Annotated in this window: 14 protein-coding genes; 8 read left to right on the plus strand and 6 right to left on the minus strand. The window is 38.8% G+C overall.

Going from position 1 to position 16866, the window contains the following annotated elements; translation table 11 throughout:
• Positions 1–3 precede the first annotated feature (3 nt).
• Both GYM74_RS04855 and cysZ read left to right on the plus strand, forming a co-directional pair.
• Positions 4–1926, plus strand: a complete 1923-nt coding sequence (locus tag GYM74_RS04855) for a tRNA(Met) cytidine acetyltransferase TmcA (protein ID WP_220219364.1) — start codon at positions 4–6, stop codon at positions 1924–1926.
• 94 nt (positions 1927–2020) lie between these two features.
• Positions 2021–2839, plus strand: coding sequence for a sulfate transporter CysZ (gene cysZ / locus GYM74_RS04860; RefSeq protein ID WP_220219365.1), 819 nt, complete (start codon positions 2021–2023; stop codon positions 2837–2839).
• Between the two features lie 5 nt (positions 2840–2844).
• On the opposite strand, the gene GYM74_RS04865 is transcribed toward cysZ, so the two are convergent.
• The 3 genes from GYM74_RS04865 to GYM74_RS04875 form a co-directional block, all read right to left on the minus strand.
• On the minus strand, positions 2845–3036 hold the full coding sequence (locus GYM74_RS04865; protein WP_220219366.1) for a YpfN family protein: 192 nt from the start codon (positions 3034–3036) through the stop codon (positions 2845–2847).
• A 96-nt stretch (positions 3037–3132) separates the two neighbouring features.
• The gene (dapE, locus tag GYM74_RS04870) at positions 3133–4272 is read right to left on the minus strand and encodes a succinyl-diaminopimelate desuccinylase (RefSeq protein ID WP_220219367.1); all 1140 of its coding nucleotides are present in this window, start codon (positions 4270–4272) and stop codon (positions 3133–3135) included.
• 13 nt (positions 4273–4285) lie between these two features.
• Positions 4286–4642, minus strand: coding sequence for an ArsC family reductase (locus GYM74_RS04875; protein ID WP_220219368.1), 357 nt, complete (start codon positions 4640–4642; stop codon positions 4286–4288).
• Between the two features lie 400 nt (positions 4643–5042).
• Here GYM74_RS04875 and GYM74_RS04880 point away from each other — a divergent pair, with 400 nt between their 5' ends.
• The 6 genes from GYM74_RS04880 to tkt all read left to right on the plus strand — a co-directional run bounded on the left by GYM74_RS04880 (position 5043) and on the right by tkt (position 12019).
• Positions 5043–5285 (plus strand): FeoA family protein, encoded by a 243-nt coding sequence (locus tag GYM74_RS04880; RefSeq protein ID WP_220219369.1) that lies wholly within the window; start codon positions 5043–5045, stop codon positions 5283–5285.
• Positions 5282–7606, plus strand: coding sequence for a Fe(2+) transporter permease subunit FeoB (feoB, locus tag GYM74_RS04885; RefSeq protein WP_220219370.1), 2325 nt, complete (start codon positions 5282–5284; stop codon positions 7604–7606). The genes GYM74_RS04880 and feoB overlap by 4 nt, the downstream gene beginning before the upstream one ends.
• A gap of 62 nt (positions 7607–7668) precedes the next feature.
• A complete protein-coding gene (locus tag GYM74_RS04890; RefSeq protein ID WP_220219371.1) occupies positions 7669–7920 on the plus strand; it encodes a FeoC-like transcriptional regulator in 252 nt (83 codons plus the stop codon).
• 348 nt (positions 7921–8268) lie between these two features.
• Positions 8269–8724, plus strand: coding sequence for a ribose 5-phosphate isomerase B (gene rpiB, locus GYM74_RS04895; RefSeq protein ID WP_220219372.1), 456 nt, complete (start codon positions 8269–8271; stop codon positions 8722–8724).
• Positions 8725–8936: 212 nt separating this feature from the next.
• Positions 8937–9887: a transaldolase gene (tal, locus tag GYM74_RS04900; RefSeq protein WP_220219373.1), complete on the plus strand. Its 951-nt coding sequence runs from the start codon at positions 8937–8939 to the stop codon at positions 9885–9887.
• A gap of 125 nt (positions 9888–10012) precedes the next feature.
• Positions 10013–12019: a transketolase gene (gene tkt, locus GYM74_RS04905; RefSeq protein ID WP_220219627.1), complete on the plus strand. Its 2007-nt coding sequence runs from the start codon at positions 10013–10015 to the stop codon at positions 12017–12019.
• An 83-nt stretch (positions 12020–12102) separates the two neighbouring features.
• Here the strand turns inward: tkt and GYM74_RS04910 are convergent, their stop codons facing one another.
• The 3 genes from GYM74_RS04910 to rimO form a co-directional block, all read right to left on the minus strand.
• Complete coding sequence (locus GYM74_RS04910) at positions 12103–13599, minus strand: phosphoethanolamine transferase (RefSeq protein WP_220219374.1); 1497 nt, start codon at positions 13597–13599, stop codon at positions 12103–12105.
• 322 nt (positions 13600–13921) lie between these two features.
• The gene (locus GYM74_RS04915) at positions 13922–15310 is read right to left on the minus strand and encodes an MATE family efflux transporter (protein ID WP_220219375.1); all 1389 of its coding nucleotides are present in this window, start codon (positions 15308–15310) and stop codon (positions 13922–13924) included.
• 9 nt (positions 15311–15319) lie between these two features.
• Positions 15320–16636 (minus strand): 30S ribosomal protein S12 methylthiotransferase RimO, encoded by a 1317-nt coding sequence (rimO, locus tag GYM74_RS04920; protein WP_267335806.1) that lies wholly within the window; start codon positions 16634–16636, stop codon positions 15320–15322.
• Between the last annotated feature and the right edge of the window lie 230 nt (positions 16637–16866).

Genomic DNA, 16866 nt, shown 5'->3' on the forward strand with positions numbered 1-16866 from the left:
GCTATGAATCCTAATAGCACCAGAAAGCTATGGGTGTTACATGGTGAGGCAAAGCAACTAATTAACCAATTAAGTAACACAATCGATAAGCATCAAGGCGATTGGATAACAGTTACTGCGCAGTCCGGCTTGCCCGATTATCTCCCGAATATTGTTGAGCCAACTAAAACCAAAGCTTTGCTCGGTCAACAATATTTGCATGCCATTTTTGATGCCACCGAAGCATTTAATCTTGATGCTTTTGCTATGTTGGTTGGTACACTGGTGAAAGGCAGTGTATTAATATTACTGTTACCGCAGAATTTTAATGATTGGCAAGATCAGGACAGTTTACGGTGGAATGAAAGTTGCTTACCTATTGGTGTGCCTAACTTTGTTGCGCATTTGCAACAAACGTTAGCTGAGTTTGCCGGCTTTCTCAGTCAAGATTTTCCACCAATAGATACGCTCGCAATTGACGTGTCTGAGCAGCAAAAAGTACTCACACAGCTTTTAGAGAGTGATAAACGCATTAATGTTTTGCTTGCTAAAAGAGGGCGTGGCAAATCCGCTTTAGCCGGTCTATTTAGCCATCATCAACCTTGTCAAGTAACTGCTCCAAACAAGGGTGCGCTGGCCACTTTTTTTGAATTTGCTAAGCCCGATATCCGGTTTGATGCGCCCGATGACTTAATTGAAAACGCTACCGAACTGGTAGCCGATTACTTGATTATTGACGAAGCTGCCATGATCCCATTACCGATGCTCGACAAATTACTAAATTTAGCATTAGCGCAAAATCGTCGGGTATTATTAACCACCACCGTTGAAGGCTATGAAGGTACCGGTCAGGGTTTTTTACTAAAACTTTTACACGATAAATCCTATCAAATTTTTGCGCTTAACACGCCAATTCGCTGGCAAGCTGGGGATGTGGTTGAGCAATTTACCGATCGTCTATTACTAAACGGTGGCTTGAGCCAAGCAGATTCTTCACCTAGCTATTCACAATCAGTGAGTTACTCAAAGGTAAATAGATCGAATATTAGCCTATTAAGGTCGATCTTTTATTTGTTAAAAATGGCGCATTATCAAACCACATTAATCGATTTAAGGCGCCTGTTTGATGCGCAAAACTTAAGCGTATTTCAAGCTACTATGGCTGATAAAACCATTGCCGCCGCTGTCACCATTGATGAGGGTAATTTGCCCGATGAGCTGATCGAACAAGTATGGCAAGGTAGCCGTCGACCTAAAGGTAATTTAGTGGCGCAATCCTTAGTTGCTCATGCCGGTGAAAAACAAGCCGGTCAGTTACACTCTTTAAGGATTAATCGTATCGTGGTTGCCAGTGATTATCGTCGACAACATATTGCCAGGCAATTAATCGAAACGATTATGGCAAAAGCAATCAATCAGCATCATGATTTTTTATCTGTAAGCTTTGCCTACAGTGAAGAAAATTATCGGTTTTGGCTAGCTTGTGGTTTTACGCCAGTCCATATTGCGAGCCATAAACAAGCCAGTAGTGGTAGTTACTCTGTTATGGCATTGCGACCTTTGACCGAACAAGGGCAGGCATTAACTGACAAATTACAGCGAAAACTTGCCCGCAATGCGTTTTGGCTTAAAAATATTATCGATTTACCTTTTGATACAATGTTAAACATCGATGATAACCAACATTTATCAATACAAGATATAGATGAACTTTATGGATTTTGCTGCTATCATCGTCCTTTTCAAGCAACTTATGCTGCACTTTGCCGATTATGTCAGCACCATGAGCAACAATTACCCTTAGTAAAATTAACCATTTTAAAAACGTTACTGCAAAATCCTCAAAGTGAGCAACAAGTGATAAAACAGTATCACTTAACCGGCCGAAATGACTTAATGAAGGCGATTAAGCAAGAAGTTAAACAGTGCCTTAAATCATTATCTTAAACTATTTAAACGTGAATTAAATGACCACAGTGTTATCACTGATCGTTTTAATATAACTATTTTCGGCACTAAATTTAAATTAAAGGAACTGAATGTGAATTCAAACAAACTAGAAGATAAAAATGACAATCGACATTTTAATCAACCTCAATTACATAGAAAATCGGGGTTTGATTATTTTATGCAAGGTTGGTCTTTGGCGTTTAGTCCCGGTATTAAGCGCTATGTTTTTTTACCGCTGATTGCAAATATTGTGATTATGTCAGCGCTATTTTATTGGTTTTTCACCTCGATTACCGGCTTTGTGGATTGGGGATTATCTTTCGTACCTAGCTGGCTGCATTGGCTCGGCTACATTATCGGTTTTATTGTGATTATAATGCTGGTGATACTCTTTTGTTACTTTTTCAGTACCGTAGCCAACCTGATTGCTGCGCCATTTAATGGTTTGCTTGCTGAGCAAGTTGAAGCGCAATTAACCGGTATTACATCCCCCGATACCTCGTGGTTAAGTTTAATCAAAGATCTACCTAGGATTTTTCGTCGTGAACTGCAAAAATTAGGTTATTATTTACTGTGGGCAATTCCAATTCTACTTAGCTATTTTATTCCGGTTTTTGGGCAATCGGTAACGCCGGTGATCTGGTTTTTATTTACCGCATGGCAAGTTAATATCCAATATGCTGATTATGCATTTGATAATCATAAGATCACCTTTGACCGAATGCGACAACTACTTCGACAAGACCGTGCAGATAATTTAATCTTTGGCAGTTTAGTCAGCCTTTTTACCATGGTGCCATTGTTAAATTTAATTATTATGCCAATTGCTGTTTGTGGTTCGACAGCAATGTGGGTCGATCGTTATCGTCATCCGGCGCTGTTTTCAAGCAATAAGGAAGATTTTCGCTAAACGTATTAATTTTTATGCGGTTTATTGTTTGACGGCCAATCATCGTCATCATCATCTTGATAAGGGATAGGTTTTATCCCTTTCTTTTTTTCAAGATAGTGTTTATAGCTAAGTTTGTTTAACGCTTTAATGGTGTTAATAAAGATACCAATTAAGATGATTAAAATAATCCACCAATAATCTTTTAGCCATTCCATGTTATCTCCTTTTGCAAAGGTCATGTGCTTGATATCAAGCGGAGTGATAAACTACCGCTTTATGATCAGTTTAAAAACGCTGAAATTAAATAGCTGTTAGGTCAATAATAACTGTTCAAGTATGTTTTGATAGATAGCAGTTAAAGTAATGATATCCTGACAATTAGCATTTTCATTGACTTTATGAATGGTTTTATTAAGCACGCCTAATTCGATAACCTGACATCCCATTTTGGCAATAAAACGGCCGTCCGATGTGCCACCACTGGTCGATAATTGTGTGTCAATTTGAGTAAATTGTTTAATTGCTTTCGCCGCAGCGTTAGTTAATTCACCTTGTGGTGTTAAAAATGGGTGACCCGATAGTCGCCAAGTTAAGGTATAGTTCAAATGGTGTTTTTGTAAAATTTGCTCAACACGAGATTTGATGATGTCATCAGTCAGTTCACTACTATAACGAAAATTAAATTGTACAGACAACTCACCGGGAACAACATTTTCTGCACCTGTTCCACCATTGATATTAGCTACTTGCATGGTAGTTTGCGGAAAATATTGATTGCCGTTATCCCAAACTGTGGTAACAAGTTCATGTAAAGCTGGTGCAAAACGGTGTACCGGGTTATCAGCAAGGTGAGGATAGGCAACGTGGCCTTGAATACCGTGTACCACTAAATTGGCTGTTAATGAGCCTCGACGACCATTTTTGATTTGATCACCCAGCACACTATCACTTGACGGCTCGCCAACGATACAATAATCCACTCGTTCGTGTCGTTTCATTAATAAATCCACAACTTTAGTGGTTCCGTCGGTGGCATCGGCCTCTTCATCAGAAGTCAGTAAAAAAGCAACACAGCCACTATGGTTAGGGTACTTTTTAACAAACGCTTCAGCGGCACACACCATGGCGGCAACGCCGCTTTTCATATCCGAAGCGCCGCGCCCGTAAAGTACGCCATTTTGATCTATGGTCGGTTCAAAAGGTGGGTATTGCCATTTACTTTCGTCGCCCGCTGGCACAACATCGGTATGACCGGCAAACATCAACGTTTTAGCCTGACGATCACCATGATAAGCCCATAAATTTTTCGTCTGGCCGATATTGACTTCTTCAATCGTAAATCCCAGCGGTTTTAATCGTTCGATAATGATTTTCTGACAATTTTTATCATCAGGGCTTATCGATTTTTCGGCAATCAGTGCTTTAGTTAAGGCAATAACAGATTCATTCATGGTGATCTCAATCTTATTTTGGTTGGCTGACAAATTGTGAATAACTTTCGTCGGAAAATCCTAACAACGCTCGTTGCCCATTTATCAATAAAGGGCGTTTTAAAATCGAAGGATTGTCTAACATAATTTTAATGGCTGCTTGTTCGTTATCTATTTTTGCTCGAACGGACTCATCAAGTTTACGCCATGTTGTGCCACGGGTATTAAGCAAACTTTGCCAATCGACTAATTTCAGAAAAGATTGTAAAAGCTCTGCCGAAAGGCCGTCTGTTTTGTAGTTATGAAATTGATAATCAATCTGATGTTCATCTAACCAAGTAAAGGCTTTTTTCATGGTATTACAATTTTTAATACCGTAGATTTTATACATAAAAATAGTTCCAAATAGGCGAAGAATAAAATGATTATAACAGTTAACAGCTTAACACAGCAATGAAGATAATTAACCTATTTAGCGGTTTACGCTTTTGATTGATAATCAATTTATTGGCTCAACTAAGCTAATTCTTAGTATGGTGGAAACAGCTAGTAATAAGTAAAAATCAGGGTGATTTTTAAACGACAAGTATTAGCAGAAAAGTAAAATTAGCCTATCGATCCATTTAGTAAAAAAATTATTAAAAATTGATGTTTTTTCACCATTATACTGACAATCATTTCCATTTTTTTAATATTGCCTTTATTTTTTTCTCATTAGATGTGTATTAATATTGCGAATCGTTCGCATTATTAAATAGATCTTTCAAAATCGAATCAACCTAGGAAATTTAATGTCTGTCCTAACACTCAATCACCTCGCTATAGGTCAAGAGGCGGTTATCTATCGGCTTTTGCCGGATTGTTCTCCTTTTCGTCGTAAACTACTCGCTATGGGGATCACACCCGGTTGTAAAGTAACCGTAGTACGTATAGCGCCGCTGGGTGATCCTATCGAAATTAAAATACGAGGATTTTTTCTTTGCCTACGTCGGCTTGAAGCATCATCAATTCAAGTTCAGGAGATTAAACCATGAAGGTGGCACTGATAGGCAATCCTAATAGCGGTAAAACCACACTATTTAATTTACTCACCGGCGCCAAACAGCGAGTAGGTAATTGGCCTGGGGTCACTGTTGAGCGTAAAAGTGGGATATTAACGATTGAAAATCAACAATATGAGATTATTGATCTTCCCGGTACTTATTCGATTGAAACTGATCCACAGCGTGTTTCGCAAGATGAGTTAATCGCCCGTGAATTTGTATTAACAAATCAAGACAGTGTGATCGTTAATATTATTGATGTAACAAATTTGCAGCGTAGTTTATATCTCACCATGCAGCTAATAGATTTACAAGTTCCTATGTTGGTTGTGCTTAATATGACCGATGCGCTTAAGGCTATGGGTGAGTCAATTAATATTGGAAAATTATCAGATTTGCTGGGCTGTCCGGTTGTGGCTATCTCATCGAAACGTAAAACGGGTATTGATTTACTTCATTCACTCATAAAAAAAATGGTTAACACCCGACAAGTGGCAAAACCAACGATCGATACGTTAGGTGACGAGCAACATAGCATTATCAACCGTTTTATTAGTCAATTACCCGATAAGAGTATTGTGCACCAGTTTAATCGCTGGCAACTTATCGATGCGTTATTAGATAGTGCGCATTATGCGTTAAATGATTATGAAAATGAAAAGCTTGAAAACTGCCGACATTCACTATCAGCATGGTGCGATAATCAAATCGATGTGGCGTTAGCCAGTGCTCGTTATGAAACTATCGATTGGTTATGTAAATCCGTGATTGATAAACCGCGGGAGCTAAGTATCAGCTTTACTGAAAAACTCGATAAATGGGTTTTAGGGCGACTAAGTGGCATTCCGTTTTTTCTCTTTGCGATGTACGCCATGTTTTTTGTTGCGATCAATTTTGGCTCCGTGTTTATCGACTTTTTCGAAGGGGTATTTACAACAATCTTTGTTGGTGGCGTCTCTTATTTACTCCACTCAATTAATGCTCCGTTGTGGTTAAATGTGCTATTGGCTGACGGTATTGGTACCGGCATTACCACTGTCTCGACCTTTGTGCCGGTTATTGCTGCCATGTTTTTTGTCCTCTCTTTTTTAGAAGACAGTGGTTATTTAGCTCGCGCCGCATTGATTGTCGATCGGGCTATGCGAGCTATCGGGTTACCGGGTAAAGCTTTTGTACCGATGTTAGTTGGCTTTGGCTGTGGTGTACCGGCCATTATGGGCACACGAACGCTGGAAAGCACTCGTGACCGCATTATGTCAATTTGCATGATCCCTTTTATGTCCTGTGGTGCTCGTTTACCGGTTTATACCCTGTTTGCTGTTATCTTTTTTCCGCATTATGCATCAACCGTGGTATTTATTTTATATTTACTGGGCATTGTGGTAGCGATTATTACGGGATTTATTCTAAAAATTACTTTATTAAAAGGCGAATTAACCCCTTTTATTATGGAAATGCCGGTCTATCGAATACCCACCTTAAGCAGTATGCTGAAATTAACCTGGCAACGCCTTAAGGGGTTTATGGTGCGGGCTGGTAAAGCGATTGTGATTATGGTTACGGTGCTTAGCGTGCTCAATTCATGGGGGACAGATAACGCATTTGGTCATCAAAATTCTGATAATTCGGTGCTATCACTAATCGGTAAAAAGGTCACACCGGTATTTGAACCTATGGGGATTGATAAGCAAAACTGGCCGGCAACTGTGGGTATTTTTACCGGGGTATTTGCTAAAGAAGCTGTTATTGCAACACTCAATTCACTCTATTCAATGGATAGTGAGGATAGCGATGTCGACCAATATGACTTTGTTGGTGGCATTAAATCGGCTGTGGCAACAATACCGGAAAATTTGAGCCATTTGTCTGATGCACTTGTCGATCCGTTAGGACTGACAACGGTAGATCAAGATCTGGAGAGTATTGAAAATAATTTAGATGTCAATTTGCAAACCGTTTCAAAAATCAAATTGTCATTTGTCAGCGCAACTTCAGCAATGGCTTATCTCATTTTTATTTTACTTTATACCCCTTGTGCCGCTGCGTTAGGGGCGGTTTATCGTGAAGCGGGTAGCAAATGGATGCTGTTTATTGCAAGTTGGACATTTATTATTGGGTGGTTGATTGCGACCATGTTTTATCAATGTACTTTGTTAGGGCAAACCAATTCTGCCATTTACTGGTTGATTGGTTGTGGTTTATTTATCGGCATTTTATTGGCGTGCTTGCGTAAGTTAGGTCAGTTAGCGCTATTTAATCATTTGGCATTACCAAAATGCCCGACAACAAAAGATACCGGTTGTTGTAACTAGTTTTCTCAAATTAATGTCATAAAAGGGAGCGCAATAATTAAGATATTGCGCTTTAAGTAAGTATGTTAATAACCTCAATTCGTGATTATGTTCAGTTAAAAGGGCGGGTGAGCTTGCAAGATATTGCCCGTCATTTTCGCTTACCGGAAAGCGCGGTAAGCCAAATGCTCAGCTTTTGGGTCAATAAAGGTATCATCAGTGTTATGACCAACGAAACTAACACAGTCTGTCAATCAACCAAATGTAGCACTTGTGTCGGGTGTGATTTACTATCCCAACCGATTTATAGCTGGATTCTACCGCCAGCAAGCTAACGGATATTGCGACAATCGATTGCGCTTGATTTATATCAGTTCAATCTATTAGCTTATCATTGCTCAATAACCAAACATTGTTTTTACCCTAATCATTACGCTTGTCTCTTTTAATCAAATGTTTTGTGTTGTAACCTTTGAATAATTCTTGTCAAGAAGTTTCAGAAAATACCTACGTTTAAGTATAAAATCATTTTTTATGTATAAAATGGCGGTTTGTTTCCTTAAAAAAAAATTCTATTTTCGAGACTTATGTCACATAACTGAATTTATTTATATCGAAAAATAACAAATGATATTAATATGAACTTATGTTCATTTTTCGTGATTTAAGGAGTGGGAATTAATATGAAAACTATCGCAATCGGCGCGGATGATGCCGCTTTTGAGTTCAGAAATAGTATTGTTGAATATTTGACTAAACAAGGGATTGAAACGGTTGATTATAGCAGTGATAAACAGCCAACAAATCCTTTATATCCCGATGTGGCTAATGCTGTTGCTTGTTCAATAAAAGAGGGTAAGCATGAACGTGGGATTTTAATTTGTGGTACAGGGATTGGGGTTGCGATCGCCGCCAATAAAGTACCGGGAATTCGAGCCGCTCAGTGCCATGATGTCTTTTCTGCTGAACGAGCAAGAAAGAGTAACAATGCCCAGATTATGACCATGGGTGCCAGAGTCATTGGCGTTGAACTGGCCAAAAAACTGGTACAAGCATGGCTAGAATCAGAGTTTGAGGGCGGGGGTTCAACACCTAAAGTTGAACGTATTAATTATTATGATGAATTATATAGCAAATAACCTTGAATAACTGTTTTATTCAATAATTATGCCGCCAAAACTAGGAGAATAATATCACTCAACGTTGATATTAGCCGTTGTTTTCAATCTGTTTTTAATCGTTTTTTGTTGTAAAATGGCGGCATAATTAACGGCTTGAACAGTCGTTTTATTATAGAAAAAATGCTATTATAATCGTGTTTAACACCTAAAGTTCTAGAGGATACAGAAGTATGAGTCAATTAGATGAATTTAAAAAACTAACCGTCGTTGTGGCCGATACCGGTGATATCGATTCGATTAAACAGTTTTCCCCAGAAGATGCAACTACCAATCCTTCTTTAGTTCTCAAAGCCGCTCAACTTCCTCAATACCGTTATCTAATTGATTCAGCTATTGAAACCGCCAAAAAGATCGGTGGAAGCAAACAACAACAATTAATTAATGCTTGTGATCAAGTCGCTGTTAATATTGGTGCGGAAATTTTAAAAATCGTTCCCGGACGCATTTCAACCGAAGTTGATGCGCGTTTATCATTTGATAAGCAAGGCTGTATTGATAAAGCCCGTCGTCTTATCGAACTTTATCAAGAGAAAGGCATTGATAAATCCAGAATCTTAATCAAAATCGCTTCAACGTGGGAAGGTATTAAAGCTGCGGAAGTTTTAGAAAAAGAAGGCATTAACTGTAACTTAACGTTGTTATTCTCATTTGCCCAAGCACGAGCTTGTGCCGAAGTGAATGCTTTTTTAATTTCTCCTTTTGTTGGTCGCATTTATGATTGGTATCAAGCTAAAAAACCTATCGACCCTTATATTGCTGATGAAGATCCGGGTGTGGTTTCAGTTCGTAATATCTATAATTATTACAAACAACATGGCTATAAAACGATTGTTATGGGAGCAAGTTTCCGTAAAGTGGATCAAATCTTAGCGCTAGCGGGCTGTGACAGACTAACAATTTCACCTAATTTACTGGCCGAAATGCAACAATCTGATGCGCCGGTGGTTCAAAAACTTAACCCGAATCAACCTATCGTTGCTCGCCCTGAATTAATGAGCGAAGCAGAGTTTAGATGGCAACACAATAGCGATGCAATGGCGGTTGAAAAACTGGCTGAAGGTATCCGTGCTTTTGCCGTTGACCAAGGTAAATTAGAACAAATGATTGGTGAACTTTTATAACAATTGGGGAGCTTGCTCCCCTTTAATTTTCTTTTTCTTTCGTTAATTTGATTAACGAATCTGCACAGTCAACTACTGTAGCGGCAATAACGAATATTAATTAAATTTTTTTGGAGATCATGAACATGAATGCAACGACACTATCTCACCGCGAACTGGCGAATGCGATAAGGGCATTAAGCATGGATGGCGTACAAAAAGCGAAATCCGGCCACCCAGGCGCACCTATGGGAATGGCGGATATGGCTGAAGTACTATGGCGAGGATTCTTAAAACACAATCCAACAAACCCAAACTGGGCTGATCGTGACCGCTTTGTTTTATCAAATGGCCATGCGTCTATGTTGATTTATAGTCTATTGCACTTAACCGGTTATAACGTCACTCTCGACGATTTAATTAACTTCCGTCAATTAAATGCAAAAACCGCAGGCCACCCCGAATATGGTCATGTGCCGGGTGTTGAAACGACAACCGGACCTTTAGGCCAAGGTATTGCTAACGCAGTGGGTATGGCGATTGCTGAGCGAACATTAGCGGCACAATTTAACAAACCCGGTCACACTATTGTAGACCACTTCACTTATGTGTTTATGGGTGACGGATGTATGATGGAAGGCATTTCTCATGAAGTGTGTTCACTAGCCGGTACCCTTAAATTAGGTAAACTTATCAGCTTCTATGATGATAATGGTATCTCAATTGACGGTGAAATCGACGGTTGGTTTACTGATGATACCGCTAAACGTTTTGAGGCTTATGGTTGGCATGTTATTCGTGGCATTGACGGTCACGATGCTAAAGCGATCAGTGTTGCCATTGAAGAGGCGCAAGCGGTCACCGATAAGCCGTCGCTTTTAATGTGTAAAACCGTTATCGGATTTGGCTCACCAAATAAAGCCGGTAGTCATGATAGTCATGGTGCGCCACTAGGTGAAGCTGAAATTGAAGCAACGCGTAAAGCACTGGGCTGGTCGTATGGCGCATTTGAAATTCCAAAAGCCTATTATGATGCATGGGATGCAAAAGCAAAAGGTAAACAAATTGAAGACGAATGGAATAGCCGTTTTGATGCTTATGCAAAAGCGTATCCGGAACTAGCCAAAGAGTTTAAACGTCGAGCCAATGGTGATTTACCAACTAACTGGCAACAAACAGCTAAAGATTTTATCGCTAAATTACAAGCAAATCCGGCGACGATTGCAACGCGTAAAGCATCACAAAATGCGATCGAAGCTTTTGCCCCTGTTCTTCCGGAATTTTTAGGCGGATCGGCTGACTTAGCACCGAGTAATTTAACCATGTGGTCAGGATCGAAAGAAATTTTAGCCAATCCGGATGGTAATTATATCCATTATGGTGTACGTGAATTTGGTATGTCAGCAATCATGAATGGTATTGCCCTTCATGGTGGATTTATCCCTTATGGTGCGACTTTCTTAATGTTTATGGAATACGCGCGTAATGCGATTCGTATGGCTGCATTAATGAAAATTCGTTCACTGTTTGTTTATACCCATGATTCTATCGGTTTGGGTGAAGATGGACCAACACATCAACCTGTTGAGCAAATGGCAAGTTTACGTGTTACACCAAATGTCAGCACATGGCGCCCATGTGATCAGGTTGAATCGGCTATTGCTTGGCAATATGCTGTTGAACGCAAAGATGGCCCAACAGCATTAATCTTCTCAAGACAAAATCTTAAACAACAAGATCGCACCGCTGAGCAATTAGCTAATGTTTATCGTGGTGGCTATATCTTAAATGATTGCGAAGGTACACCAGAATTAATTCTTATCGCTACCGGCTCTGAAGTTGAACTTGCGGTTGAAGCTTATCACCAATTAACGCAAGCAGGTCGAAAAGTGCGAGTTGTTTCCATGCCATGTACTGATGCGTTTGATAAACAAGATAGCGCTTATAAAGAATCAGTTTTACCTTCAACAGTAACTGCTCGTGTTGCTATTGAAGCAGGCATTAGTGACTACTGGTATAAATATGTGGGTCTGAATGGTAAAGTAGTGGGTATGACAACCTTTGGTGAGTCAGGCCCGGCAGAACAACTCTTTGAGAAATTTGGTTTCACTGTTAAAAACGTTGTTGAAAAAGCTTCCAGTTTATTGAAGTAAGACGTTTCTGACATTTAAAACGCTATGGTTAATCATTTAGCCATAGCGTTTTTTATTGATATCAAGATTAATAAACTAACCAATTAATACGGGTTAGGATCTTTTTTCAAATTATCAAACTGATAAAGTTTGTTGCTTTGCCAGTCTTTTATCTTAATATCGTTCTGTTCTGAAATATCCATTAATTCGTTTTGCATATAGTCGTGCTTAACATCTAACTCTATTCCTAACCAGTGGCTTAATAGATAGACAAACTGAAAGCCGGATATCGTTCTATTGATTCTTTGTTGTTGAGTGCGATTGGAATCAAAAAAGATTAAAGGCACTTGATAACTATTTTGATAACTCGCATTGTGTCTTAAGTCTTGATAATTATCAGTATGAGCAAGACCATGATCGGAAAAATAGACCAGCGCATAATCTTCATGATGTTTCTGTAAAGATTCAATCGTTGCTTTTATTAAATCGTCGGTTTCTTTAATACTACTGACGTAGCAGGAAATATTTTTATTATTCAGATTAAACTGTACATCAAACTCTAACCGTTTGCAAAAGTGGGGATGCGAGCCAATTAAGTGCATAACAATCAATCTTGGTCGAGTTTGTTCGGTCGATAAAATAGTGTCTAATTCGGGTAACAGCAAAGTATCATGTTTTCCACGGGAATTTTTACCATTGTATTCGCCTTTTTTGGTATAAAAACTATGTTTTGAGTAGGCGGCAATTCGAGGTACGGTAATTTCCATTTTACCTAATCGCCCTTGATTAGACAGCCAATAAGTTTCAAACCCCGCTGCATTTGCAATACTAATTATATTGTTATTTATTTGCGTGGTGACTTTTTTATCATCGATAAAAACTGATTGGCTAATAAAGTGAGGGATTGATGATTGTGTATTAGGCGCTGGTGCGATAAGTCCATCCCAAATGATACTGGCATTATGATTAGCAAAAGGCGTATTGTCATATTTAAAGCCATAAGCACTCATATAATCTTTGCGCACACTTTCACCAATCATTATCACGTAAGTTTTATGTTTTGGGCTGACCGAGTTAATCGGAATAGTATTTGCGTACTTAATCTGCTCAAGTTGCTCCTGCTTTTCAGTGGTATAGATTTTTATACTGGTATATAAATCTGTAAAAAATTCAAAAAAAGGATATTTGAAATTATCAATCACAAATGTAGCGGGCAAATTAGCATTGCTTTTACATAATATTTTAACCGGTTTATAAAGACAGACTGCCAGAGCAAAGAGAATAAAATATTTGTTATTAATCTTCGGAAATTGAAGTTTGGTAAATGTGAAGATAAAAACTAAGATTAAAAATATTGGCGCAACAAGTAATAGTGGGGGTAATTGGCTGAAGTATTCACTCGATTCATCTAAATTTGTTTCCAAAAGCGCACTGATAACCGCAACATTCGGCGAACCATAATAATAAGAGGTTGGAAAGTAGATCGCAGCTAAAATAAATAGAAAACCAAAAATAAATTTGCCTGGCGTAAAGTGAGCAAAAAATATCAATGAAAAATAAGTGAGTAAAATGCGATCAACTCTTAAAGGATACCCTAACAAATATACCAATAAAGCTGAAAGGACAATACAAACTAGGTGGGGAAAAATAGTTTTTTTAAATAACATTACAATTTATTAAATAATTTACAGAATTTCAAAAAAATACATTATATAAATAATCGAACTTTACGCAATTATTAGTTGTAAAAGTCAGTTTAGCTGAAAGGTTTATTGTTGGTTTTCAACCGATGATCCACCAATTTATTAAGTTGTGTATGGCAAGATAATAGGTATAGAGCGATGATAGTATTGAAAAGAAAATAGAGAACATAGCCTTAAAACTGAGAAATGCATTTTTATTCAGCTTAAGGCTATTATGGGCTTATTTTGAAGCCCGTTTTAAAATCAATTCGGTTGGTTGTTTTTGTAGATAGATCATTCTGCCAATCAGGAGTACCGCAGCAACTGCCAGTCCGGAAATAATCCCAATCCAAAAACCGGCAGCCCCCAATGGCTGCATAACCAGATCGGTCAAAGCTAAAATATATCCAACTGGCAAGCCGACAACCCAATAAGAGAGCAGAGTAATAAAAAAGATGCTTTGGGTATCTTTATAACCACGAAGCACATTACTGGCTACCACTTGCAAATAATCAGAAGCTTGATAAATGGCTAATAAAATAATCAGGTGCATACAAATAGCAATAACCGCCGTCTCTTTGGTAAACAATTCGATAATTGGCGTTCTGAAGATCACCAAAATCAGTGCCACAACAACGGCTATCGCAAATGAAATTGCCAGACTGATATAAGCGGTTTGTTTGGCTAATGAAGGCTTTTGTTTACCCAGTAAATATCCAACACGAATACTGGTTGCAACCCCAAGTGATAAAGGGATAGCAAAAGTTAAACTGCTGATTGTGAAGATAATTTGATGAGCAGCTACCGTTATTTGTCCGAGTGGGGCAATTAACAGGGCGATAACCGCAAACAAGCTCATTTCAAAGAAATACGCCAATGCCAACGGCGTGCCCAGCACAATCACTTTTTTGATGATCGCAAAGTCGACCAGTTTAGTGACAGGCGTGTTACGAATATCCTTTTGGCTTGCTGTGGTTAAAGTATAAAGGCGCATTAAAATAAACATCAACCAAAAGATAATTGCCGCCGTGATACCGCATCCAACACCACCAAAAGCCGGCAAACCTAGCTTGCCGTAAATTAAAATGTAGTTGATTGGAATATTAGCAAGCAAAGCAATAAAGATTATCACCATTGCCGGTTTAGTATTGGATAGCCCTTCGCACTGATTACGATAGACTAAAAACAGCAAGAATGCAGGAACGCCCCACATTATGGCGCGTAAAAATGAGACAGCAACCTCGACCATTTGCGGATCAATAGGGTGCTCAGCTGAGCTTCTTAAGCTGATGATTTTATCGGAATGATATAAAATCAGCATCATCATTACCGACAAAATCAGTGCAATAACCACACCTTGACGGGTGTGGTCAGCGACCAAATTACGCTTAGCAGCACCATTTAAGTTTGAAATGATAGGGGTTAAAACGGTGAGCAACCCTTGCCCAAATAAGATTGTCGGCAGCCAAATAGAGACAGCAATGGCGACGCCAGATAGCGCCGTTTTACTATAGTTGCCAGCCATAATGGTATCAACAAACGTAATGGCGGTTTGTGATATTTGGGCAATCATTACCGGTATTGCAAGTGTAATGATATGTTTAATTTCGTGTCGATAATGTAGCTTCATTTGATTTGTTTACTGTTTAACAGTTCCCCATAGATCATATTCATCAGAGTGTTCAATTTCAACTTGAACAATATCGCCCACTTTAACACTATTTTCATCATTAAGATAAACAACACCGTCAATTTCGGGTGCATCTGCCATACTGCGACCAATGGCACCTTCGGCATCCACTTCATCAATGATAACTGATAATGTTTGACCAACTTTATTACGAAGTTTTTTGCTTGAGATAGTTTGTTGTAATTGCATAAAGCGATGAAAACGCTCTTGTTTGATCGCTTCCGGAATCTGATTTGCGAGCGCATTGGCTTGTGCGCCTTCAACCGGACTATAAGGAAAGCAACCCACTCGATCAAGTTCGGCTTTAGTTAAAAAGTCGAGCAGTAACTCAAAGTCTTGCTCGGTTTCACCCGGATAACCGACAATAAAGGTTGAACGTAATGTTATATCGGGGCAAATATCTCGCCATTTATGTATTCGTTCAAGCGTTCGGTCAATGGTTCCCGGTCGTTTCATCGATTTTAAAACGGTTGGGCTGGCATGTTGCAGTGGTACATCTAAATAAGGCAAGATTTTACCTTCAGCCATTAACGGGATTAAATTATCGACGCTAGGGTAAGGATACATGTAATGCAGTCTCACCCAAATGCCTAACGTAGCTAACTGCTCACACAAAGTTTGGATATCGGTTTTCAAAGGCATGCCGTTCCAAAAATTGGTGCGATTTTTAATATCAACTCCATAAGCTGAAGTATCTTGAGCAATAACCAATAACTCTTTTACGCCGCTTTCAGCTAATCTTTTTGCCTCATCAAGCACATTTCCAATTGGTCTACTGACCATTTCGCCCCGCAATGAAGGAATAATACAAAAGGTGCAGCTATGATTACAGCCTTCAGATATTTTTAAATAGGCATAATGTTTTGGTGTCAATTTAACACCTTGCTCCGGCACTAAGCTGGTAAACGGATTATAAGCCGGTTTTGGTGCATATTTATTGACATGAGTCAGTACCGCTTCATAGCTGTGCGGACCAGATATTTCCAACACTTTCGGATGAACATTACGTATTTGATCTTCTTTCGCACCAAGACAGCCGGTCACAATGACTTTACCATTTTCATTTAATGCTTCGCCGATCGCTTCTAACGATTCTTGTACAGCGCTATCGATAAAGCCACAGGTATTGACGATCACTAAATCGGCATTATCGTAACTGGGTACCACACGATAACCTTGCGTGCGCAATTCGGTTAAAATTCGCTCTGAGTCAACTAAATTTTTAGGACAACCAAGGCTCACAAATCCAATAGTAGGGGATGACATATTCATAGTATTTATAATAGTGTTAAATATTTAAGGGGTATAAAGTTGAGAATTAATAAACTTTTACTGCTTAATGTTGATTATTAAAAAAACGACGGCATTTTATCACATTTGAATTTTGTTGAAACAGCGATTTTTGATTTGCTTTTATTTGTTAACAATTTTCAGTTGATTTGATTGTTATATTGTGCAAGCAAATAACAATCAATCACCAATTTAGATGAATGTAA

The sequence above is a fragment of the Gilliamella sp. ESL0405 genome (assembly GCF_019469205.1).
Classification (GTDB): domain Bacteria; phylum Pseudomonadota; class Gammaproteobacteria; order Enterobacterales; family Orbaceae; genus Gilliamella.

Excerpts from the sequence above, each read along its gene's own strand:
- GYM74_RS04880 (WP_220219369.1), top strand. The coding sequence starts at position 5,043 with ATGTCTGTCCTAACACTCAATCACCTCGCTATAGGTCAAGAGGCGGTT.
- GYM74_RS04875 (WP_220219368.1), bottom strand. The coding sequence starts at position 4,642 with ATGTATAAAATCTACGGTATTAAAAATTGTAATACCATGAAAAAAGCC.
- GYM74_RS04855 (WP_220219364.1), top strand. The coding sequence starts at position 4 with ATGAATCCTAATAGCACCAGAAAGCTATGGGTGTTACATGGTGAGGCA.
- dapE (WP_220219367.1), bottom strand. The coding sequence starts at position 4,272 with ATGAATGAATCTGTTATTGCCTTAACTAAAGCACTGATTGCCGAAAAA.
- rpiB (WP_220219372.1), top strand. The coding sequence starts at position 8,269 with ATGAAAACTATCGCAATCGGCGCGGATGATGCCGCTTTTGAGTTCAGA.
- tal (WP_220219373.1), top strand. The coding sequence starts at position 8,937 with ATGAGTCAATTAGATGAATTTAAAAAACTAACCGTCGTTGTGGCCGAT.
- GYM74_RS04890 (WP_220219371.1), top strand. The coding sequence starts at position 7,669 with ATGTTAATAACCTCAATTCGTGATTATGTTCAGTTAAAAGGGCGGGTG.
- rimO (WP_267335806.1), bottom strand. The coding sequence starts at position 16,636 with ATGTCATCCCCTACTATTGGATTTGTGAGCCTTGGTTGTCCTAAAAAT.
- GYM74_RS04865 (WP_220219366.1), bottom strand. The coding sequence starts at position 3,036 with ATGGAATGGCTAAAAGATTATTGGTGGATTATTTTAATCATCTTAATT.
- tkt (WP_220219627.1), top strand. The coding sequence starts at position 10,013 with ATGAATGCAACGACACTATCTCACCGCGAACTGGCGAATGCGATAAGG.
- GYM74_RS04915 (WP_220219375.1), bottom strand. The coding sequence starts at position 15,310 with ATGAAGCTACATTATCGACACGAAATTAAACATATCATTACACTTGCA.
- feoB (WP_220219370.1), top strand. The coding sequence starts at position 5,282 with ATGAAGGTGGCACTGATAGGCAATCCTAATAGCGGTAAAACCACACTA.